At 43.3% G+C, this 21,724-nt stretch carries 18 protein-coding genes and 3 pseudogenes; 1 reads left to right on the top strand and 20 read right to left on the bottom strand.

Features of this window, described 5'->3' with window-relative positions; translation table 11 throughout:
• The 16 genes and pseudogenes from AZ66_RS14070 to AZ66_RS14145 all read right to left on the bottom strand — a co-directional run.
• Window positions 1-804: pseudogene (locus tag AZ66_RS14070) on the bottom strand (hypothetical protein); the annotation flags it as partial.
• A 425-nt stretch (window positions 805-1,229) separates the two neighbouring features.
• Window positions 1,230-1,994 (bottom strand): class I SAM-dependent DNA methyltransferase, encoded by a 765-nt coding sequence (locus AZ66_RS14080; protein WP_082061580.1) that lies wholly within the window; start codon window positions 1,992-1,994, stop codon window positions 1,230-1,232.
• 18 nt (window positions 1,995-2,012) lie between these two features.
• Window positions 2,013-2,522, bottom strand: a complete 510-nt coding sequence (gene cysC / locus AZ66_RS14085) for an adenylyl-sulfate kinase (protein ID WP_082061581.1) — start codon at window positions 2,520-2,522, stop codon at window positions 2,013-2,015.
• 14 nt (window positions 2,523-2,536) lie between these two features.
• A complete protein-coding gene (locus AZ66_RS14090; protein WP_044355415.1) occupies window positions 2,537-3,394 on the bottom strand; it encodes an STM4011 family radical SAM protein in 858 nt (285 codons plus the stop codon).
• Window positions 3,391-4,767 (bottom strand): STM4012 family radical SAM protein, encoded by a 1,377-nt coding sequence (locus AZ66_RS14095; RefSeq protein ID WP_044355416.1) that lies wholly within the window; start codon window positions 4,765-4,767, stop codon window positions 3,391-3,393. Before AZ66_RS14095 ends, AZ66_RS14090 begins: the two co-directional genes overlap by 4 nt.
• A gap of 19 nt (window positions 4,768-4,786) precedes the next feature.
• Window positions 4,787-5,572, bottom strand: a complete 786-nt coding sequence (locus AZ66_RS14100) for an STM4013/SEN3800 family hydrolase (protein WP_044355417.1) — start codon at window positions 5,570-5,572, stop codon at window positions 4,787-4,789.
• A 20-nt stretch (window positions 5,573-5,592) separates the two neighbouring features.
• A pseudogene (locus AZ66_RS14105) lies at window positions 5,593-6,821 on the bottom strand (STM4014 family protein).
• Between the two features lie 2 nt (window positions 6,822-6,823).
• Entirely contained in the window at window positions 6,824-7,669 is an 846-nt protein-coding gene (locus tag AZ66_RS14110) for an STM4015 family protein (RefSeq protein WP_044355418.1), read from the bottom strand.
• Between the two features lie 267 nt (window positions 7,670-7,936).
• A complete protein-coding gene (locus AZ66_RS14115) occupies window positions 7,937-8,308 on the bottom strand; it encodes an NTF2 fold immunity protein (RefSeq protein ID WP_231586873.1) in 372 nt (123 codons plus the stop codon).
• A complete protein-coding gene (locus tag AZ66_RS33330; protein WP_269433084.1) occupies window positions 8,301-8,423 on the bottom strand; it encodes a hypothetical protein in 123 nt (40 codons plus the stop codon). Before AZ66_RS33330 ends, AZ66_RS14115 begins: the two co-directional genes overlap by 8 nt.
• Window positions 8,424-8,429: 6 nt before the next feature.
• Window positions 8,430-9,266, bottom strand: coding sequence for a TIGR02452 family protein (locus AZ66_RS14120; protein WP_044355419.1), 837 nt, complete (start codon window positions 9,264-9,266; stop codon window positions 8,430-8,432).
• Window positions 9,267-9,307: 41 nt separating this feature from the next.
• Window positions 9,308-9,859, bottom strand: a complete 552-nt coding sequence (locus AZ66_RS14125) for an NADAR family protein (protein WP_044355428.1) — start codon at window positions 9,857-9,859, stop codon at window positions 9,308-9,310.
• 2 nt (window positions 9,860-9,861) lie between these two features.
• Window positions 9,862-10,755, bottom strand: a complete 894-nt coding sequence (locus AZ66_RS14130) for an NUDIX domain-containing protein (RefSeq protein WP_044355420.1) — start codon at window positions 10,753-10,755, stop codon at window positions 9,862-9,864.
• Window positions 10,756-11,089: 334 nt separating this feature from the next.
• Window positions 11,090-13,021, bottom strand: a complete 1,932-nt coding sequence (locus AZ66_RS14135; protein ID WP_044355421.1) for a fructose-bisphosphatase class III — start codon at window positions 13,019-13,021, stop codon at window positions 11,090-11,092.
• Between the two features lie 346 nt (window positions 13,022-13,367).
• Window positions 13,368-14,615, bottom strand: a complete 1,248-nt coding sequence (locus AZ66_RS14140) for an MDR family MFS transporter (RefSeq protein WP_044355422.1) — start codon at window positions 14,613-14,615, stop codon at window positions 13,368-13,370.
• Between the two features lie 312 nt (window positions 14,616-14,927).
• A complete protein-coding gene (locus AZ66_RS14145; protein ID WP_044355423.1) occupies window positions 14,928-15,386 on the bottom strand; it encodes a cupin domain-containing protein in 459 nt (152 codons plus the stop codon).
• A 664-nt stretch (window positions 15,387-16,050) separates the two neighbouring features.
• On the opposite strand from AZ66_RS14145, the gene AZ66_RS14150 reads away from it, so the two are divergent.
• Window positions 16,051-17,922 carry a S8 family serine peptidase gene (locus AZ66_RS14150; RefSeq protein WP_082061582.1) on the top strand — a complete coding sequence of 624 codons (1,872 nt, stop codon included), beginning with the start codon at window positions 16,051-16,053 and terminating at the stop codon, window positions 17,920-17,922.
• Between the two features lie 80 nt (window positions 17,923-18,002).
• On the opposite strand, the gene AZ66_RS14155 is transcribed toward AZ66_RS14150, so the two are convergent.
• From AZ66_RS14155 to AZ66_RS32660, 4 genes and pseudogenes are all read right to left on the bottom strand, one after another.
• Window positions 18,003-18,533, bottom strand: a complete 531-nt coding sequence (locus tag AZ66_RS14155; protein WP_044355424.1) for a GNAT family N-acetyltransferase — start codon at window positions 18,531-18,533, stop codon at window positions 18,003-18,005.
• A 220-nt stretch (window positions 18,534-18,753) separates the two neighbouring features.
• Window positions 18,754-19,420 (bottom strand): annotated as a pseudogene (locus tag AZ66_RS14160) (alpha/beta fold hydrolase); the annotation flags it as partial.
• Window positions 19,421-19,583: 163 nt separating this feature from the next.
• Window positions 19,584-20,885 (bottom strand): NPCBM/NEW2 domain-containing protein, encoded by a 1,302-nt coding sequence (locus AZ66_RS32655; RefSeq protein WP_231586874.1) that lies wholly within the window; start codon window positions 20,883-20,885, stop codon window positions 19,584-19,586.
• Between the two features lie 43 nt (window positions 20,886-20,928).
• On the bottom strand, window positions 20,929-21,724 hold a 796-nt coding region (locus AZ66_RS32660), incomplete at its 5' end, for a M60 family metallopeptidase (RefSeq protein ID WP_231586875.1).

Here is a 21,724-nt window from a genome sequence, read left to right on the forward strand (position 1 = left end):
CTCCTTCTGTACTTTGAACAAAACATCATGCTCCTGAAAATCAAAAGACGGCTTGTCCATCGGCATTAAAATACTCTGCGTCAATTTCAATATGTTTTCCTCATTGATCGTGTTGTGGGTGAAATAGAAGTGAACAGGACTCACACTCGTGAGGGGGTCATTCACTTTATTTAATGCGGAACGTCCTTCTTCAATAACAGTCACCAGCGTGCCAAATGAAAAGCCAACATCCTCCTCTTCTTCTTCTTCCATATCCAGAAATACTTCATCGCTTAGTACTTCATGAATGCCTACCGGAAGTTCTTGAAATATGCCGTCCCCCGCCCACACATTTACGGTGCAAGCGATCGATTTCTGCCCGTTTACATTGATTCTGTACTCATCATCCTGAACGAGAACCGCAGCGCTGAGATCACCTTGAACAATCGTTTCCCCATGGTTGTATGAACCGCACAATATTTCCTCGATCATCAGATTGCCCGAAACATAAATTTCCTGACCGCCGACAGCTATATTTTTCGCGTGCAAATCACCGGTGACCAGAAGACTTATGGCTCCATCTGTTTCTTTGTTATAGAGATTATCTACCGTAAAATTGCCATCAATAAAAATGAGTAGCACCTCTTTTTGATGCGGAAAAGGCACCTCCCAATCCAAATGGAGAGAAGTCAGCGTCAAATCCCCTTCATAATAAGCCGCAAGCTGCTCGTCACTAAAATCCGAATAAAACTTTGCCCACCAAGAGCCTTCCGGAAACTGATCTGCAAGTTGACGAATAGGAATGAAATGAAAAGAGTTGTTCATACATTTGTCTTCCCTTCATTAAAATTTTCTTAGCTGTGTTAATGTCGTATTTTCATGAAATAATCAGGGGTTGAAATTGAAATCAATCGAGATGAGATTTGTAAGTATTTCTGTGAAAGAAGTAATGAAGGTGGTAAATATCAAGAATGAGGATCAGCTGAAAGTCTGGATGAAGTGGTATTTAGAAGATGCGTGTACACGTTCAGGCTTATCAAAATGCTGGAAAAGGAAACGGCATTACGATGAGCATGTCCCGTACGGGAGCGCCCGCCCTCGTTGAACAGACCGTTTGAGATTACCGTTCTTACTATAACTCAATTTGCATGCAAACGAAACTAACTAAAGCTCTATCCCATAAGGGACGGAGCTGCTCGTATACTAAACTAGGGATCACCAAAAATCCCCTCAACCTGAGGGGATTTTTTCTATTGCGATGCAGTATATCTCTCATAATCTTTCCTACAAACGCTAATGATCGATGAAGATAACGGAGAGAACGGCGTTTTATCCCAGTCAGCATATTGATGTTCGACGCGAAAGCCGTGACGGGTTAATAAAGAATGAAGCGTACTCTGATCCGTGAACCGACAAGCAATTCGGGAAGTCGTTCGCTTATCCCCCCAATTACGCATCGTGACCCAATGCATGATTTGCTGGCTAGCATTATAACATTGTGTGCCTGATACCTTGACGGTATTACCATCCTTATCAATAAATGATCCCCATTCTGTTTCCTCTTCATCGGATAAATCCGTTCCCTCCGGATTACGAGTCTCAAATGCAAAGATTCCGTGGGGTTGTAAATGTTTGTGAACGGTCGTGAGCAAATCGATCTGATCTTGATCACGTAAGAATGCCTGAAATGCATTGCCAGTCAAATAAATCATCGAAAATCGCTTGTCCGATTCGAAAGTACGGGCATCGCCTTCTATAAAAGTAACAGGCAACCCCTCCGCCTTCAACCGCGCATATGCGAGCATCTCTGGAGAGATATCTACACCGGTCATCGTTATGCCGGCTTTCGCCAGGGGGATCGTTGTTAAGCCTGTACCACAAGCAAGTTCTAACACTTCTCCAGCACTCGATCTAGCAAGCTCAAGATAGAATTGATATTTGTCCATTTCACCGCCAAATTCAAGATCATAATTTACCGGATCTTGATATTCTTCAAGATTGCTATGCTCAATCAACTCCATTCCCTCCTCTCATTATTTCATCAAGTACTCTAAAATTTGACTCACATTAGACTCCACACTGTTTATGTGCGTATGTATCGTGATTTCTGGGTGCACCGGCGGTTCATAGACATCAGAAATACCAGTAAATGCTGTTATCTCACCTTTTATTGCTTTTGCATATAAGCCCTTCACATCTCTGCGCACACAATCCTCTAAGGGACAATGCACATAGACTTCAACATATGACTCCAGCTCTGCTCGGGCATAGTCCCGCATTTCCAAATAGGGTGCAATCATGGAAATGATCGTCGTAACACCATTGCGGTTCAGCAGCTTGCTAATATAGACGGCACGGCGAATATTCTCCAATCGATCTTCTCTACTGAATCCAAGCCCTCGTCCTACCATTTGTCTAAGCTCATCGCCGTCCAAGCATTCAACCTTAACGCCTCTTTCTTGAAGAGCTGCTGACAAAGCTAACGCCGTTGTCGTTTTACCAGAGCTTGGAATCCCTGTTAACCATATTGCCGTTCCTACCAATGCATAGTTCCCCTTTATGATAATATTGCGATCCGTTCGAGTGCACGTTCTCCGTAAATAGAATCGAACGACTGCTCCTCCATATGGATATAGCCTATATAACAATCACATTGCCTCATACGACACGAGCGTTCTCTAGAGATTCCATCAAGCCCATCTTTATACAAATTTCCGATTACTTGACGATCCTTATAGCAACGCTTTACGCGCCCGTCTCCTTGGACATAAAACACATTTTGTCCGGCACGGCACGGCTTGTCCATACTGTCGTAATCCCTGGCATTAAGGACAAAATAGGGATCCATATCGGTCAAAAATGCTGTATCCTCAGCAGAATAGTATGCTGGTTTATCTTTGTAGGCGTTCACCCACATATAAACATCATCAGGCAGTACCTTCCTTAATGAAGAAATGGAGTTGAACGCGCTCTTCACACCGACACAGCCTACACTGAACGGTATTTTTTGTTCATAAAGCTTGCCGCATTGCTGTAAAAAACGTTCTTCCTTCGTCTGCCCAGGATGATACGTTACCCAAAATGCAGCCGTAACCGGATTCAAATCGCCCGTCCAATCCAGCTTAGAGGATAAGTTGGTTTGTATAGAGACCTTATGAACGTGCTGCATGTGGGACAGCTTAACCATAGCTTCCCTGTACCAACGATGCGTAAGCCCTTCACCATAAGGGTTGAAAAAAATGGACAGCTGATGCCCGCTTCCTTCTTGCTTCGTTACCCAATCGACAAATGTCTGCACTTGCAGCCGATCCTTCGCCAATGTCTCTGGACTATCCGTGTTCTTGCTAAAAGGACAGTAAGGACAGTCATAATTGCATGAGCTCAAGCTCCCGCGAAAATAAATCGTCGCTTTCATGATAGTACACAGCTTTCCATACGTGCCCGAATATCCGGAGAAATGAACCAATCTCCTATGGAATCGGAGTACATAAGCCCTTCATCCGTCAGCCGAAGCACCTCATGCTCTATAACAGCAAGATCCGTATGCACAAGCAGATTCAACTCGGGATAATCGACGAAAGATGACGTTCCGAACCGCTCCACGTAGCTGCTCAATGCCAAGCCTTCCGTATGAAGCAGCGCTTTTAGTATAAAGCGTCGCTGCTGGTCATCCTTGCTTAATACAATGCCATAATCTGCATGGGTGTAGTCGGCTGAAGCCACGTAGTCAGCAATGATGCTTGCTGTAGCTGAACGACCTACACTGTATCGCGAGGAGTAATGGGCCGTTCTTGTGTAAGAGCGTGCGCCACAGCCAAGTCCAATCATGCCCTCCTCCTGACAACCATACGGAAGCAATGATTTTTTCGAAATCGCATCTGCTTTGGCAAATCTGCGCATAGAGTACTGGGTATATCCATGTGCAAGCAAGCGATCCCGCGCCGCACGATAGTAGCTTATCCTCTGATCCTCGCCACTCTGCCTTATCTGCTCTGGCTTTACAATCGTGTGCTCGCGAGTATATAGCGGATAAATAAATAACTCCTCTGGGTCATAAGACAACGCCTTATCCAGCGAATATATCCATGAATCAAGGGTTTGACCGGGAAGACCATAAATCAAATCCAGATTAAGGATCGGAAATTGGTACAACTTGAGCTGTCTCAGAGCTCTTTCGACTTCCTGCGGCTTTTGGGGACGATAGATCGCGTCCGCTTCAAATTCTACGAAGCTTTGAATCCCCATACTGACCCGATCCACCTGCCTGCTTTTTAAAATATTCAGGCGTTCGGCGGTTATCGTCTCGGGAGATGTTTCTACCGAGATGGAAGCTTGAGCTGGATTCATGCCCATCACATTTTGAGCAATATGAAACAACCGATCCAGCTGGGCAGGTTCGAGTAAAGTCGGCGTACCGCCTCCGATAGCAAATCTGGCAATCGGCTTATTCGGAAGAAGTGGAGCCCATTGTGCAGCTTGTCTCTCCAAAGCATCCACATAATTGGTATGTACGTCGGCTCTCTTGTCAGGCAACGTGAATAAATTGCAAAATCCGCATCGTGCTCCACAAAACGGGATATGCATATATAAAAAGAGTGAATCCGCCTTTTCCTGGCTCCACAGTTCGGAAAGCGGCAGCTTCCTCTCCAATTCTCGATAGGAGGTTTTGTGTGGATAAGCGTATAGATAAGACCGATAAGGCTCTGATGTGAGGTTTTCCTTCCAACTGCGCAGAGCCTCCGAATTCTGGATGATATCCGTGTAATTAGGGTAGACCGTATGGCTCATCATGTTCCCTCCTCTCACCTTACAATATAAATTCGCGATAAGGCACGTTCCACACGACCTCATGCGCTAGCCTATGGCCGTTGTAGCCATCTTCACCGAAGGCGGTGCCATGATCAGAGAACGCCATGCAAAATACAGGCCGTTCTCGTTCTCTGAATGCCTGAAATAATCGACCAAGCTCGCTGTCAACATATCGAAGTGCCGCGCGCTGTGTCTCGATGGAGTCTTTCTTTGCTCCTGGTACAAAATAATGATTGGGCCCATGAATCGCTGATACGTTCATGAACATAAACAGGCGTTCTGTCTGATTCGAATGATGCAGGAGCTTGATGGCATGGTTCACTTGATGCTCTGTAGAGCGTTGATTTGTAACCCCAAAGGTCATCCGCCAATAGCTTTCTTGGAAGTAGCTGGGGAGAACTTTGGCCAGCGGAACTTTTTTGGTAAAGAAGATGACTCCGCCTATACAAATCGTACGGTAGCCCACTGCCTGCAATCCAGATACGATATCCGTTGTATCAAATTGCCATGTATACGGATGTGTCTTTAATCCCGTATTTTTCGAATGAAACAATCGAACATGCTCTGCCTTATTTGTCGTAGCCGGAGTTGGCAGAAATCCGCCAAAGAAAGCATGATGAGCAGCATAAGTGAAGCTGCCCGGAGTATGTCGCTTTTCCCAAGATCCAGTTCCGCACAAATTCGGACAGTTTGCTTCCTCCAGCACAGCGGCGTCATATCGCAATGTATCCAGCGTAATCATCAGAATATCGTGACTGCCTACAATTTCATTCATGTTAAACATCGTGGTGATCCTCTTCCATTTTAGATAGTCGTAGAGAGTGTAGCCATTCTCATTTCCCATTCATAGGGATCATGTCCTTCATAATGACTATGGTACAGTAAATCTCCGAACGGATTAACATCCAATACATAAGGTCTATAGGAACCGCTGCTCAATAACACATCTATGCCTGCGACGGTAGAACGTGGAAATACCGATAGCGTTTGTTCAGCGCATTGACGTACGGCAGCTTGAAGATTGTCAGACAAGCCGATTTCATCTAAGCTCATTCGATCACTATCAAGATGCAGATTCGTTATAGGTGTTCTGCTTACCCGTGCAATACTGTGACAAGCTTTACCTGCTACGACAAGTTGCCGGATATCAAAGGTGCGATCCCGATAAGACGCTTTTGGAATCCATTGTTCTACATGAGCGCCTTGTTCCAATAACCAGTTGATGATTTGGCGAATGACTTGGCGTTCTTTATAGTTCATCAGCTTTTTACGTTATAAAATATAGGAGGTCTACGTAGATAGTTCTCCACACCTATCGTAGTTACGGCCGATTCTGCACCTGTAATGGGGTTTACCTGATACGCTATCACACCACATGCGCCGGAACCACTTGCTAGCTTAATAAATAAACGATATATTCGCTCTTTTGCCATAACATCCCGAAGTGTGTTGTAATCCGGTATGGCTTCCGGTGCAGCTAATCTTCTAGGTACCGGTAATCCAGCTGATGATAAGATCTGGTGGGTATACCTTTTATCGAACATTGCGGCTATATCCTCGGGAGCATTCATCCATCGCGGCGTATTCCACAGCTGTGCTGCTTCCCTGTCCAGTTGAGATAACAGCTTGCAATACCCACGAAACCACTGGGAAGGATGATATAGCTCTCCCTTATTTTCCTCCAACCCTTTGGCCATCCTTACCGAGATAGGCTGAATAACGCTCTTATTATATCTAAGCCATCGCTCGTTTATATGGGTATTGGCCGAATCAGGGGCGCCAAGTGCAATAAGCTCACGTTCCACCTCAAAATGTTCCCCGGGCGCGTCAAGCCGCAGCAATGGAGGTTCATCCAACGTTTGTCCCAACGTTTGCCCCAAGCTCTGTGCAACCGAACTCAAGGATGCATTTCCCTGCAGCACATCTATATAATTCAAAACAAGGGCTGGGGGCAACCCCAGCCGAGTTCTTGCTGCTTGTAGTCCGGTTGTTCTTCTATTGCCGGAATTGCCAATGATAATCATCGATTTCATCGTTATTCCGTCAATGAAGGATAGCGATAATCCTCGTCTTCATCAGCATCCTGTTGATCGCTGATATCTACATTGAGGCCTGACTGCTTCCAACGATTCATCATTTCATCCGACATGTAATGATAGCTTAAATCAAGCGACTTCAATTTCATTATCTTTTCACTTTTTATAAGAGCTTCCGCTCCCTTATCTGTCAACGTCCCCATAGAAAGATCCAACGTATGTAGTTGATCAAGAATCGGTGCATTGGCTACTGCAGTAGCGATTTCGTCTTGAATTTCACTGTCTTTGAGCCCAAGATAGGAAAGCAGAGGGAACTTTCCAGGTTCAATCAACTGGAGCACATCTGCGAGACTTCCGTCAAATCCATACTCCTCTACCCCTAAATAAAGCTCCAGCTTCTTCAAATTTTTGAAACTGCCGTCACTTATGCTTGCAATGACGTCTGTTCCAAGCCCGCCGCAAATAATAGTAAGCTCCTCAAGTTTGTCGTGGTGAGCTGGAACAAGGCTAAGATCTGTGCTCCCTTTAATGGTGAGCGAGCGAAGCTCAGGATAAGCGGATAGAATCGGCCCTAGGTTAGATTGATTGATCCAAGAGACCTCGCATTCTTCAGAGGACATATCGCCAATAAATAAGCTCCGCAGCTGCGGAAAGCGGTCTTTTAAGCGAACAAGAGCTTCAACAACTACACTAGAATCACTCTCATAGGCGGCACCCCAGTCACCGATTATGAGACTTTCAAGTTGCAAGCTCTCATCCTTGCCTGCAAGCTCCTCTATTAAATCTACGATTTTTACACCATCCTCGTATTGATCATAATCGACAGATAGTTTACATTCGGACATAACAATACCCCCTGAAAATGAATACTAACTTGTTCATTATAATAGCCTCACTTGTAAGTATCAAATGTTTCCAATTCAAAATTCCTTATGTTCTTGTCAAATGAAAATGACATGAAGTTGATGACATAAAGGAAAAAAACCGCATTTTGCGCGGTTAATCTAAGCCTTTCAAAGCATGTTCAGACACTAAGATAAGACTCTATAGAGTTTTTCATATGATTTACGAGTGCTATGACCTCGCTGAAATCTGCTCATTTCATTTGTAATTTATTTTGTTCCATACATCATGAGCATCCTCCCAGTTTCTTTTGCAAGAGCAATATAAATGACACCACCAAAAGATCCCGGAGGAAGAGTTCCCTCGATAATCCAAGCTTCTGCAATAGGGTTATAGCTGATAGCAAAGGGAGTTTCCTCCAAAAAACGGGGATAATGCTCTGCTAAATAGGGGAAGATTGCCGTTGCAACTGCATGTACATCTGTAAGCTCACCAAAAGCAGTTTCATCTCCAAACCGATTTTCCTGGAGAAGAGTGTCGCGATCGGCGAAATAGAGCTCAAACCTGCCATATAAATTCTCATCATCCAAATCACGTTCTACAAAGGCATATTCAACAACTTTTTCCTTTTGATTAAACATTGCTTTTACTCTTTTTCTTATAGTCGGCCCGTACGGTGATTTGATTAACTCGAAGTCGGTCGCGTTCTTGCTCCTGCTCCGCTATTAATTGCTCCAAAGCATCCATAAAACTCATTTTGATTCACCCTCTGTTCCCTTTGAACTCCCTTTCAAAAGCATGAATGCACTTGCCCTCTTTGGAAGTGTCCAAGACTGCAAAACGAATTTCCGAAAATAGGTATCCTAAGCCTTCATCCTTCAGCAGCTCCCGCCACCATCCTGCTACCTTCACCGGGTCATTCCGGAAAACACCGCAGCCGTAAGCACCCAAAATGAGGTTCTTATCGCCTTTTTGGGCGAATATGGCTAAGGCCAGTCGCATCCTGTCTTTCATCATACATTCCGCTTTCCGGGGATCCTCTCCCTTAAGCAGAACCTGCCCATAATTCACGGCGGGCAGAGTCAATACTGAAGCTGTCACCGGCCGCTCTATAAGGTCGAACCGCTGGTTACGGAAAAACACTACGTCCGGGGAATAGATAGCGTGATTCGTATACATCATCGATTTACAGGCCCGATTAGCCTTATAATAACGTTCATTGCGCAGCTGTGTTTCATATAATCCGCTGGAGGCCGCCAGACTTTCCTCCTGAGCCATCGCTCCGTTTAAAAATCCACCTCCGGGATTTTTTGCGCTAGCAAAGTTTAACACGCCGACGCGCCCTTTCCCTATCTCCGCAAAATCCAAGATCGACTTTACTGTGGTCTCGTTGGCGACAAAATAAACGGGTTCTTGCGGCAACTTAGGCAGCTCGTCAATTCCCCGTATCAGTGTCTCTCCCTGTTCCGGTGAAATCAGCTCGCTATTTGCCTCGGATTGCTTTTGTGCAGTGGCGAATTCTACCCGCCGCCCTTTATATTCATAGAAGCCTTGCCGCTGTATTCGTAATGTTTCCTCAGCAATTTCTTTTCGTTTCATTTCATTCCCTCTCCATTCATCAATAACAAATCCGGTAGATGTTAATCTCGCAGTAATTCGTCTCTCACTTCGGTCAGCACAAATCCGAGTAGGTTCCTACCACGCCATTTTAGTGGATTCTCCACATCCGGATTGGACTGTCCCATGCCGATTCCCCAAATGCGATCCCGTGGGCTGGCTTCGACGAGAATACGGTTTTTCGTTGACTTGAGATATTCGCCAAGCTTCGGATTCTGCGAAAATTTGGCCAAATTGCCTCTTTTAACGATGCCATAGCATTCGTTGTCCCAAATGTCCTTGTCGAAGTTTCTAACTGCACGCCCGTAGGCTTTCATCTCCTTAGGATGCTTAGCTTTAAGAATCGCGTCCAACATTTCGCCATCTCCAAAAAGTCTTGCTTTCTCGGACATCATAAACTGCTCGACACAGGAATACTCGTGTCCCTCTACCACGAAAGGGCTCATCCACCATTGGCTAAAACAGCTTTTGTCAACCCCGCCGTCTTTTGGCGGTGTATGGCCCCAGAAGAAGACAAACTTGAACGTTTTACCTGCAATATATGCTTTTCTTAACTGCTCGATATTGTATATCATCATCATCGATATTCCTCCAAATTTCTTCGAAACAAGCGGGAAGGACGGTGTCCCGCATTTTCAGTATAATGATCGGTCTCCGCTACAAGATGCGCCACTTTACGCCGGAAGGCGGCTTTCAATAATTCTTTGTCCAAGATCACCTCGTAAACCTGCTGCAGCTCCGTCAAAGTAAAGAGGTGCGGCATCAAGTGAAGCGCAATGCCGGTATAATTCACTTTTCCCCGCAGTCGCTCAATAGCGCAGGCGATAATCTTCGCATGATCAAAAGCCAATCCGTGATTTGATACGATGGAGTAAGAGGTCGACGACGAGGCCGGCTTTGACGTCATCGTCCATTCCACAACTGCCGTAAGCTCTTCCTCTTCGCTGCTTAGCTTGAGCTCGTATTCCATCGTTTTCACAAACCCATCCTCAATAAACTCTTTACGCTCACGCAGGAGCCGATAGGTTGCCTTGAACCAGGCTGCGCCGACAGCGTCATCCCCTGCTTTCAGCTGTACCTGATCGCTGTTAATTAAGGCCATGTGGCTGCAGCTCATCACCCAGGTGCGCGGATCCCTTCCAACATCGCTGAAGGTGTACAACTGCTCCAAATATACGTCATCCACACCCGTTTCCTCACGCAGCTCCCTCACCGCCGCCTGCTCCGTCGTCTCATTCGGCCGGACGAATCCGCCTGGAAGCGCCCAACTGCCCAAGAATGGATGACCACCGCGGCGAATGAGCAATATACGCAGCTCTTTTTCCGGAAGTTTGCGGTAGCTGTCCACCTCCGTTTTCGTTACTGTGAAAATAACCACGTCCGCCGCCACCGAAGGCCGTTCGTAATCCCCGGCACGGTACTGCTCGAAAAATTCACGTTCCGTAAGCCCATCGCGATCCAACAAATTCAAGCGCCTTTACCTCCATTGTTATTTATTCTAGCCGTGCAGCTCTCCGAAATGAGTTCCTCAACATTCAATTTATAGTTAGTAACATTTTAATAATATCACTTTAATAATATCAAATATAGCAAAATAGAAAGAGAGATGCAAGAAGAAACGTGATGAGGAAAGGCATTTGTTACGACAATGCCTCAATCACAAAGAAAGCTAAAGAAGCTGCCGCCAGTAGAGTACCGACGACAGCTTGCTTCTTAGGTATTTTTTCTATGTTCTCTAAATGGGGTCCTGACCAACCCCCGGGCGGCTCTTTTACCTTTAACAGTTGCTTCATTTAGCAGCTGTTTCATTTCATGTAGCGATATTCCAGGAGATTCTTCAAATTCGAGATTTTCTGCAGCAGCTTCTCCCCGACGTTGGTTTCCCTCACCAGTTTCCGTTCCAGTTCTTTGTCCACCAGTCTTTTTACAGACAATACGTCCGTTCCGTTACATAACACATCTTCTTTTGAATTAAATTTCTTATGCGCGACGAGCTGCATGCCAAAGGAATTATACAACAAGGTATATCCGGCGATACCCGTTGTGGATTGATAGGCTTTGGAAAAACCGCCGTCAATGACGACCATTTTCCCATTTGCTTTAACAGGGTTCTCTCCACTAATTTCTTTAACCGGAGTATGCCCGTTAATGATATGTCCATGATCCGGATTCAAATCAAACTCTTGCAGGATTTTCCGGCAGATCTCCTCATTTTCCCGCAAATGGTAGTAAGGGTTCTTTCTCTCCTTATGGGTTTCTTTATCTTGGATAAAGTACCGCTCAAAGGTGGTCATTTCTCTCTTTCCAAAGAGCGAGGAACATTTCCCTGTCCAGATGTACCATACCATATCCGTAGCCAGATCATCCGTCTCTTCCGGATTCGCAAAGGCGTAACGCAAATAATATTCAAAAACATCGATCAGCTGACGACCCGAATAGGTCTTGTCTTCAATCTGCATTTCTTCCATGTTTCCTTCTTCATTCAATGGAATGCAGCCGTGGATCAACAAATTCCCGTTGTATTTTAAATAAAGGCTGCCCTTCTTCATAAGGAAATTCATATGTCTGGCCAGCTTTTCGGAATGCTGAACGGAGAACAGCAGCTTCTCCATCACCTGTTGTTCTTCCTCCAGCAATTGTTCAGGTTGCTGCGGATTTACGGTATCGAAACAGGTGTTTTCCAGCGGGTACGTTTTTCCGCCTATCTTGATTTCATTTTTGTCGTAATCAATCTGCTCAAGCAAAAGCCTTTCAGACATATGAAAGTAAGGACGTCTCTTGATAATCGGGATTTCAAGCTTAAACTGGATCATGGCAATGGCTTGATGGATTTTAGTAATCTGTAGGATTTCCTGCTCCGATACGTTATGGCCTTGCTGCAGCTTCGGTCTGAAGGCTGGGTTGTCACCATAGTATTTTTCCGCCAAGTTCAGCAGCGGGCGAAGATTGATTCCGTATACGTCTTCGATGATGTCCAAATTGTCGTATCTGGCGCAGATCCGGATAATGTTCGCAAGGCAGACCAGAGAACCCGCATAGGCGCCTATCCACAGGACATCATGGTTCCCCCATTGAATGTCTACAGAATGGTGGTTGATAAGCGTATCCATAATTTTATCGGGGTCCGGCCCGCGGTCATAGATATCTCCGACCACATGAAGATGGTCAACCACTAGGCGCTGGGTCGTATAAGCAAGGCCGATAATCAGCTTATCCGCCTGACCCAAGGAGATAATCTGCCGGTATATTTCCTCATAATAAGGATCCTTATTGTTGGTAGAATCCGTCTTGTATAGAAGCTCTTCTATAATATATACGAACTGCTCCGGCAGAGCTTTACGCAATTTCGAGCGCGTATATTTGGAGGAGGCATAAGAAATGAGCTTAAGCATTTGTTCAATCGTTTGTCTATACCACTGGTTCAAGGCTTGTTGATTGCACAGGTCTCCTTTAACCAGCTGTATTTTTTCTTCCGGATAATAAACTAACGCCGCAAAATCATTGATTTCTTTATCCGTCCAAACCTCTTGGAACAATTCTTTGATTTTCTCTTTTACGGTACCAGAACCGTTTCTGAGTACATGCTGAAAAGCCTGGAACTCCCCATGCAAGTCACTGACAAAATGTTCAGTTCCCTTGGGTAGATTGGAGATCGCTTTAAGATTGATGATTTCTGTTACGACTTTTTCTTCCGTATCATATTTCTGGGCCAATAAATCTAGAAACTGCGCATCCAATACAGTTGTCCTCCTTCAGGGAAACGGTGATGTCTAGCTGAGCGAACTTAGAAGCCCCACGGCCTTTAAGAGGTTTATGAGTTGGGGCTAGCCGCGTACCTTCAAACTTATTGTAAACAGTAAAGGAAAAAAACATTAGTCCATCAAGGCTTACAGATGAGTTCCTCCTTGAAATAGCTCATCCAAAGGCTAAGCCATTTCATAAGGGCATTTGTACCAACATAACACTATGTTTTACCTAAATCAAAGACAAGTATGAAGACTTCCCTGATATAGGGCTTTTATGAACTTGAAGGTGCCCAGAAGGAATCGGATCCGAGATCGCGCGTTTAACGTTCCTCCTTCCCTATCTGGATACAGACTCATCATATGCATAGATCTTAAAAAGTTTTATATAAAGAATGATACTAATGAGTGCACAGACAAGGATGAAAGTAAAAACCCCCATTGGAGGTACCCATGCCGATAAAATAACGGTCAAGGGTGCTGCGAATCTCCCAATCGTGAATTGCAACCTCGATGCCCCCATATATTGCCCTCTCGCATTCACAGGTGCATACTGACTTACAAAGTTATTGGTCACCGGAGAACGTATAATTTCTCCAAACGTAAACACGATCGTGATGAGGAATAGTAACCAAATATGCGTCGTTAATCCAATAGCGAACATGCCTAACCCAGCCAATGCCGATGACAGAATGAACACGTCGCGATCTCTTAAGCGATTTAACCATTTTGTAGCGGGTAAGACAAATAGAACGAACAGCAGACCATTTAACCCAAGAATCCATCCAAATACTTCTGTACTCGTAAGCCAGAGCGACCAATCATTCCAAGTGAGAAGGGATTGTGACGGGACATATTGGGTGATATATATCGCTAAATACAGATCCAATTGCATGATTGTTATAATAGAGAAAACGCCTGCCAGAATATATAGAACAAATATTTCATCCTGAAAGATGACTCCATAGCCTTTCCATTGTTCTTTTATCGAAGTTGAAACTGCATGTAATGAAACCTTTTGGCTGGTACCCGGCATACTTTCACGAATTCTCAGAAAGATTGCAACCGTATAGAACAGCATGACGATTGTACAAGTCCATAGCAGTTCACTTCGGTATTGAAAGAAAAAAAATGCCCCCAATGCGGGTCCTAATACAGCACCAATATTATGAGCTGTCGTAAATGTGGCGAACACCTGCCGGCGATCCTTATCGGAAATAAGATCCGCTACCATCGCATCGCTGGCAGGTCCATAGAGGGCACCTCCTAATCCAATGCCAATAAAGGCGAAATAATTAACCCAATGTGAACTGGACAAAGCAAACAATGCGAACATACACGCTTTAAGGGAAGCGCCTGCCAACATCATAGGACGACGACCCACCCTATCCGCTAAACTCCCTCCAACCATGCTGCCAAGTATGCTAATGAGGGGTGGGATCGACATTAACATCCCTGCTGTCTGTTTACCTAACGCTTCGCTAAAGTAGACCGTAATAAAAGGGAAGTACATCCAAAACAATAAATTGAACAGTCCCTCGCCGATTAGGCGAATTTTCAAATTCACATCCCAAACATGTAATTTCAAATGTTCTCCCTCTTCTCTGACGCAAACATCCGTATAGGTCTACGAATATTCACCGTTTTCCCCGGCCAGGTAAACCAATGATAAAGTACTTGGGAAATTAAATATAGACTTATAATTTTTAATAAGTTATACTCATAATATGGAAATCGATGGAACCCATTTTTAATTTAACTGCTCCAAGAAACGAACATTTGTTCGAAAATGAAATCATAAAAAGACGCTCTTATGTGAGAGCGTCTTTGTTCATATATTCTACGAGCCCTAATGTAATGCCACCAACAGCCGAAGTTCCTCGTCACCGATCTTGGAATGTTACGCTTGTTCTGCCCAGTTAGCCGGATATGTTACATAGATAAATCGTGCATATTCTGGCACAGAAAATTGAATCTTACTTCCATTTGGAATCAGGATCACTTCTCCTGGACCAGCTGACACCTTTGTACCATCAATGATAACATCCAGATGTCCCTCTATCACATAATCAACTTCATCATAGTTAAGTGTCCAGTCAAAGGTTGTTTCTTTCATCTCCATGATACCGCAGCCAAGTCTTGGACTTTCCTGTAGCGAGAAAAGATCCTTACAATAGACGATATCATTCGGGTTGCCTGTATCAAGACGATCCGCTTCTGTTACTTTCATATTTGGCACTTTAACAGAAGTAATCCCTCCAGGACCTCTATGAACGTTCTGTTCAATCGCATCAGACCCTACTTTTTCCATGATGATTTTACGAACCATCTCTTCAATCATCTTTTTATCGATACTCATAAGTACCCTCCTCTAATTTGTAGGTGCAGTTTTTTGGAACCCTTTTTACTTGGAATGAGCATAGCAACCAATAGAACTGTGATACACTTTCCTGATCTTCCATACAGATAATAAACACAAAGAGGCCTAAAGTTATACCGATTCCGTAGGAATGTTATAACCTTAAGCCTCTTTGCTTTAAGTAAGACTACGCCTTTGTAGTCCTCTATTACATATTAAACGTGAATGAAACTATTGTTCCATACGCTGTAGATTCAAATTGCATGCTCCCTTTTAGTTTATCCTCTACATAGCTATTTACAATAGATAAACCTAAACATTTTTGTGAACATTCTTCAACGTTGAATTCTTTTCCATCATCTATTGCTCCAATCGTGCTCAACATTTGATATAACTTTGTATCCAACCGATATTTTGTTGCCCTAAAAGGGGATTATTCGACATTATCTCCTACTGAACCTATGTGAAATAGAGTAAATAGAAGTTATAAAGTGATATCTGTATATTGCTGTCGTTGATTACGCTTACCTCGGGATTGAACCAGTTTTTACCTTATCTTATACTGACTATTGTTAGCCTAGTTATTTAGCTAGCAACAAAAGAATCCAAGAGAATGGAAAGGAGAGATTACTATTAAACACACTTTTTCCCGATTTAAAAAACGTTGTCCGTCGCTCTAGCCTCAGCCTTGCTTTTTTCATTAGGTACTTGGTCAAATGGAGCTTACGCTTCAGAGATTGGACAGTCCTTTCCAACGAGTACATCATTCTCCCACACTGCAACTTCAGTATTTGAAGAAAAAATTGTCGTCAAACTTAAAGAACAAGCCTTCCTGCCAAGTAATGAAGGAAAACTTCAACTGCAACAAGAAATATCGCCGCTCTCAGCTGTACCAGAATTATCGTTTGACCCGCTAATCTCAGAGGAATTCTTACCGTCAGCTAACAAGAGCTTAGCTGCTAATCCTTTTGCATCCGTGTTTGATCGCTATTATTATTCCAAAATTCCCGCTGGTGCTGACGTCGAACAGTTATTGCAAACGTTGCGAAGCTTCCCGCTAGTTGAGGAAGCATACGTAAGTAAAAAACCAGAATTAGCCAATTCTCCTATTCCGAACACAACACCAGTCCTTCCAAGTGATGATCCGCGCTTCTCCTTGCAAAGTTATGCGCAAGCAGATCCTCTAGGTACTAACGCTCCGTTTGCTTGGCAATTTGAAGGTGGCGATGGCAAAGGCACCAAGTGGGCCGATATCGAGTGGAATTGGGCACTAAATCATGAAGATTTAGCCGCTCACAACATTCAGCTTTTGCCCGGCGGCACTAATGATGGAGATGCTAGTCACGGTACGGCTGTACTCGGGGTTGTATCCGCGGTTGACAATGCTATTGGCAATATCGGGCTAGCTAACAAAGCTACGCCGATTGTATCCTCTTTAGTTCGTACAGGTGGTACAGCAGAAGCAATTTTAGCGGCCACACAAGTATTATCTCCGGGTGACGTTATTCTGCTCGAAATACAGATCGGTTATAACGGCGGCCCTTGGTTACCTATCGAAACACAGTCGGCAGAATTTGATGCAATCCAATATGCAACGAGCCTAGGGATTGTCGTTGTAGAAGCGGGAGCCAATGGTGGTGTTGATCTGGATCAGTACAAGCATTGGGATGATAAATACATCTTCAATCGGGATCTCCCCGATTTCAAAGATTCTGGAGCAATACTTGTTGGAGCGGGTTCATCAACTGCACCTCACCACAGACTTGGCTTCAGCAGCCATGGCAATCGAATCGACGCCTACGGTATCGGGGAGAACGTTGCTACCTTAAGTGCAACAAGTACCGCTTCGACAACCGGTTATACCGACTATTTTAATGGAACATCATCTGCTTCACCTGTCGTTGTAGGTTCGATCCTACAACTGCAAGGGATCGCGAAAGCCCAATTCGGCGTACCGTATTCGCCAGATGAAATTCGTAGAATACTGAGATGGTTACCGTTCAATACCCCGACTACCGATATAGCAAATGATAGAATCGGTACCCTACCTAATTTGCAACAAATTATAACGAATTTACCTACACCGGGTGCTGTACCTACCGATACAGAAGCACCACTAGCACCAACCAATCTAGTTGTTAATACTACCTCTGGCACAGTTAACTTGAATTGGACAGCTTCTACGGACAATGTTGGATTGATCGGCTATGACATTTACGTAAATAACGATCCTTTTGCTAAAGCAAGATCGACTAGCAACTCTGCTACGATCAGTGGATTAACTAGTGGTTCATATACGTTTACTGTCAAGGCTCGGGATGGCTTTAGTAATTTGTCTGCGGCTAGTAACTCGGTGACCGTTCAAGTTCAAGTTGACCCCTGCCCTGCTCCATGGAGCGCTTCCTCCACTTATGTTCAAGGTGACATTGTTTCTTATAATGGAGTGAAGTATCAAGCCAAATGGTGGACGCAAAATGAATATCCAGATCTGAAAAGTGGCCCCAACGATGTTTGGACTGTGCTCGGTCCATGCTAAAAGAATAAAAATTGATTAAATAAAAGAGAGGTAGGGGCATATCCATTCCCTACCTCTTCTACTTATTATCTTCGATACAATCAATCAGATATTAATTTTGAATAAATATTGAGATCGTTAAACTTTCCATCTACTCTTTCATATTGTCTGAGTGTTCCTTCAAACGTAAAGTTGAGATTTTGTAAAAGCTTCATAGAATTCACGTTTCTGGGGTCAACCTTTGCTTCGATTCGATTCAGCTTTAAAGATGAAAATCCATGTTCGATCAAAGAAGAGATAGCTTCTGTAGCGTATCCTCTTCCCCAAAATGATTTAGCAATGTCGTATCCAATTTCTGCTCTGCTATTTTCAAAATCTAAGGCATTATATCCACAAGAACCTATAATCTCATTGGACTCTTTTTTAATGATGGAGAAACGAATAGCCTTACGATCTCGGGAAAGATCATCAAAGAGATTAATCATTTCCTGTACTTGATTTTCATTTGTAAAACTACAAATATTCATAAATTTAGTAACGTCTGGATCAGACCAAATTTTAAACAAACTAGACGAATCCGCTATCTTCATTTTTCTCAAATGTAAACGTTCTGTGTGTAACTCTGTAATCAATACTTTTACCTCCATTATATGTTAATAGTTAGGTTAAAATATTGACATCTGCGCATAGTTCAGTCCCTTCATTTTTGAAGATAGTTTCATTATATAAGAGGATATATACTTTATCTACGCTTAATCCCAAAGAAAGGACGGGGTGTAGGCAGGAAGATCTTCTCCCTTGTTGAATTATGTTCTTTCTCACGACATCATCAACTAAAAAAATGTTATATAATTAATTTATTCCGCCCGTAAAATCCCTTATTTTTTCCGAGATTTCTTTTGGATGGGAACGATATAAATAATGGTTCGCTTCCAATAACACCATTTCTCCATGTATAGAATCCTTTATTTGCTTCTTATGTTCGGGGATCCATCGATCCGTCACAGGATGATTCGCTTGGACAAAGAAAAGAACAGGTAAATCGGGAGGGAAAGATTGCTGTTCTGCTGCTTTAAAAGTTGGAATACATGCTCTCTGCCTCATTTAATTGAGTTGTATTATACATGTTTTTGCGTATCAAAATGTTCAATTGTTCTTTCGTTTGTTCATCATAAGGGTCAGCACTTAGTTTCAATTGTATACGGGCGAAGCCCAAGTCGCGGAACCATTTAATCGGTTCTGTCACTGACGAATCAATCTTCTGTTCACTCAGCGAGGGAACACTGCTATCCAGCCCGATAAACGCTCTCACTTCGTTAGGATATTGGTTCACATAATCCAGACTGTAGATCCCCGAAATGGAATGGCCCATGAGAATATAACGATTTATATGGAGACTTTGTAATGCTTCATGAATTTCACTTACGATATTGGCTGTACTGCGCTCCTTCTCGGTCTGATCGCTCAATCCATAACCAAAAGGTTCAATCACGACGACTTTATAAAATGGAGATAACTCTAGCCGACCAAGATGTCCCCTCCATGAATGCAATATGAACGGAGCATGAACAAAAAAACACTATATTAGTTGTTCAGAGAAAATAAAGAAAAGCAAAATAGCCCACACCTCGATAACAAGGTGAGGGCTATTAGACACTTACTAGTAAAGCAACACAACAATACTATTTGATAAGACGAGCATTTACCCAATCAGCATGGTCACTATTTATACCATCTCCGCCATCTGTGACAATAAGTTTTAGCTCATTCTTTCCAGTAAGATTAACGTTTACCTCTTTTGGCGCTATATTATTTTGCATTTTACCACTAGTGAATACAACTTGATTGTCTACAACAACTTGGAACTCCACAGAACCTACAGTACCTACCTCATTATCTACCCCAACTAGCGCGGCAAAGGATGTGTACTGCCCATTCAGTTTGTAGACAATTTCACTGTTAGCATGTGTGCCCAAACCTTTTGCATAGGTAATGTTATTTAACTTGAGTGTATTTCCATCAACACTACGATCTTTTTGGACTGTTCCCCAACCTGCTGTGGCAGAAAACCAATTAATATCGCTTAGATATGTTGTAACAGGTTGTGGATTTTCAAAGAGTTTAATCTCACTTGCAGATGCAAAACCATTTGCTCCACCACCTTGAGGCACTTCCAGTCGAACATATTTAGCAAGAGTAGGTGTGAAAGTGGCTGTCTTTTCTGTTTTGTCCTTTGCCCAAGTGCCTGTTGCAACCTCATTGAAGGATACTCCATCAAGACTAGTTAGGATTCTATATTTTGTAATAATGCCATTTTCTTCCTTTTGTCGTGGTAGATAGGTTAGTTTGGTGAATGTTGAGGGATTTAAATACTTTGCTGTAATATGGTAAGGAAACTGATTTGGGTTATTCCATTGACTGTGCCAGATACTTTTTGTATCTCCATCAAATGCATATGCTGCAGCATTATTACTACTTGAAGTCTCTTGGCTATTTGCTGTTGCCGCAATGATACCCCCAATACCTTTTACCTTATCCATTCCATCAGTCGGTTTAATGATGTTATACTCTGACCCAAACCAAATTGGTGCAGTTAGAAGAGGTAAACTCAATGCATTAATCTTGTTTTTTGTTTCATTTGTTGCAGGTATACCCCATTTATCAAAGAAAGGCGTCAAGTCATAGTGAGCTACTTTTGAAGTGTTTAGAATAAATGCCTGCTTCTTCTGATCATCTGTAGTTGGCAGATCTGCTTGTGCCATCTCACGATATAATCGATGTAACGCTGGATAGAAGTTATCCCCAAATGCAAGATTAAGCTGCCACAACATTTCTAATTTTGAATTAGAGTCTGAAAAATTCTTGGTTGGTTGATCTACAAACGTGAAAGCAGCTAAGTACTCGCCTTGTGACCTTGCAGGCTCAGTAGGTTTAAGAACCTTCTTAGCAGCTAGAGAGTATAGATTTACTGTCACCTCAGTCATCTCACCCCAAGTCCAAGGTGCTTGTTGTCTCAGATGACCTGCCTCATGATACTCGCCCCCAACCCGTTCTTGTAAGGTCTAAAGCATCGGCACTTGCTCCAGTATCTTTAGGCATAATTGCCCCATCCCAATTTGCATATGCATACGCTCCTGGTATGGTATTTTCTGATTCAATAAAGCCAATCAAATGCCTATCTAACCGATGCCTAGGATCAGAATCAGAACTAGATAGTCCAGATATTTGATCCTGTGCTGTAATAAACTTATCATAAGTCTGTAAAAGAGTAGTTGGGTCTTGATTCAAGATATGATCTCTAGCAGTAGCATAATAGAAGACAAAGAGAGCTCTTTCTGATTGAAGAACAACAGAAGGTGCATTAGGATATGCATTCATCATTGCCTGCCAATCCGCATTTGTATTCTTGCCTAATACAAAGAATGGAACAGGACTCCCCCCGCTCACTACATTTACATTAATACTACCTTCATTGTTGCTGTTATCAAATGATAACAAACCGCCATTTGGTGAGGTAATTGTGTTTATGCCTGGTTGTAATGGATAAAAAAGCGCCCATTCTTTATCATGACGATGTATTCCAATAACCGCTGTAATTGGTTTGTCACCTGAAACTTCAATCTTAATTTGTTCATTGGGTTTTGCATATAAACCTGTTGGCTGATATATTTTTCGAGCATTTATGAATCTACGTTCTCGGTCGCCTTCCGCCCATATATCTCCAAGCGCTTTTACTTCAAAATTTCGCTGAACAACAAGATTATTTAGCTGTGTAATGGCTTCCTCTGATGGTGTGATGACCGGCTCCGTTGGTGTGATGACC

Source organism: Paenibacillus sp. E194 (assembly GCF_000935845.1).
Taxonomy (GTDB): domain Bacteria; phylum Bacillota; class Bacilli; order Paenibacillales; family Paenibacillaceae; genus Paenibacillus_B; species Paenibacillus_B alvei_B.

Coding starts and splice junctions, on each gene's coding strand:
- AZ66_RS14090 (WP_044355415.1), bottom strand. CDS start 3,394: ATGAAAGCGACGATTTATTTTCGCGGGAGCTTGAGCTCATGCAATTAT.
- AZ66_RS14095 (WP_044355416.1), bottom strand. CDS start 4,767: ATGAGCCATACGGTCTACCCTAATTACACGGATATCATCCAGAATTCG.
- AZ66_RS14100 (WP_044355417.1), bottom strand. CDS start 5,572: ATGTTTAACATGAATGAAATTGTAGGCAGTCACGATATTCTGATGATT.
- AZ66_RS14110 (WP_044355418.1), bottom strand. CDS start 7,669: ATGTCCGAATGTAAACTATCTGTCGATTATGATCAATACGAGGATGGT.
- AZ66_RS14115 (WP_231586873.1), bottom strand. CDS start 8,308: ATGTTTAATCAAAAGGAAAAAGTTGTTGAATATGCCTTTGTAGAACGT.
- AZ66_RS33330 (WP_269433084.1), bottom strand. CDS start 8,423: ATGAGTTTTATGGATGCTTTGGAGCAATTAATAGCGGAGCAGGAGCAA.
- AZ66_RS14120 (WP_044355419.1), bottom strand. CDS start 9,266: ATGAAACGAAAAGAAATTGCTGAGGAAACATTACGAATACAGCGGCAA.
- AZ66_RS14125 (WP_044355428.1), bottom strand. CDS start 9,859: ATGATATACAATATCGAGCAGTTAAGAAAAGCATATATTGCAGGTAAA.
- AZ66_RS14145 (WP_044355423.1), bottom strand. CDS start 15,386: ATGAGTATCGATAAAAAGATGATTGAAGAGATGGTTCGTAAAATCATC.
- AZ66_RS32655 (WP_231586874.1), bottom strand. CDS start 20,885: ATGACTGAGGTGACAGTAAATCTATACTCTCTAGCTGCTAAGAAGGTT.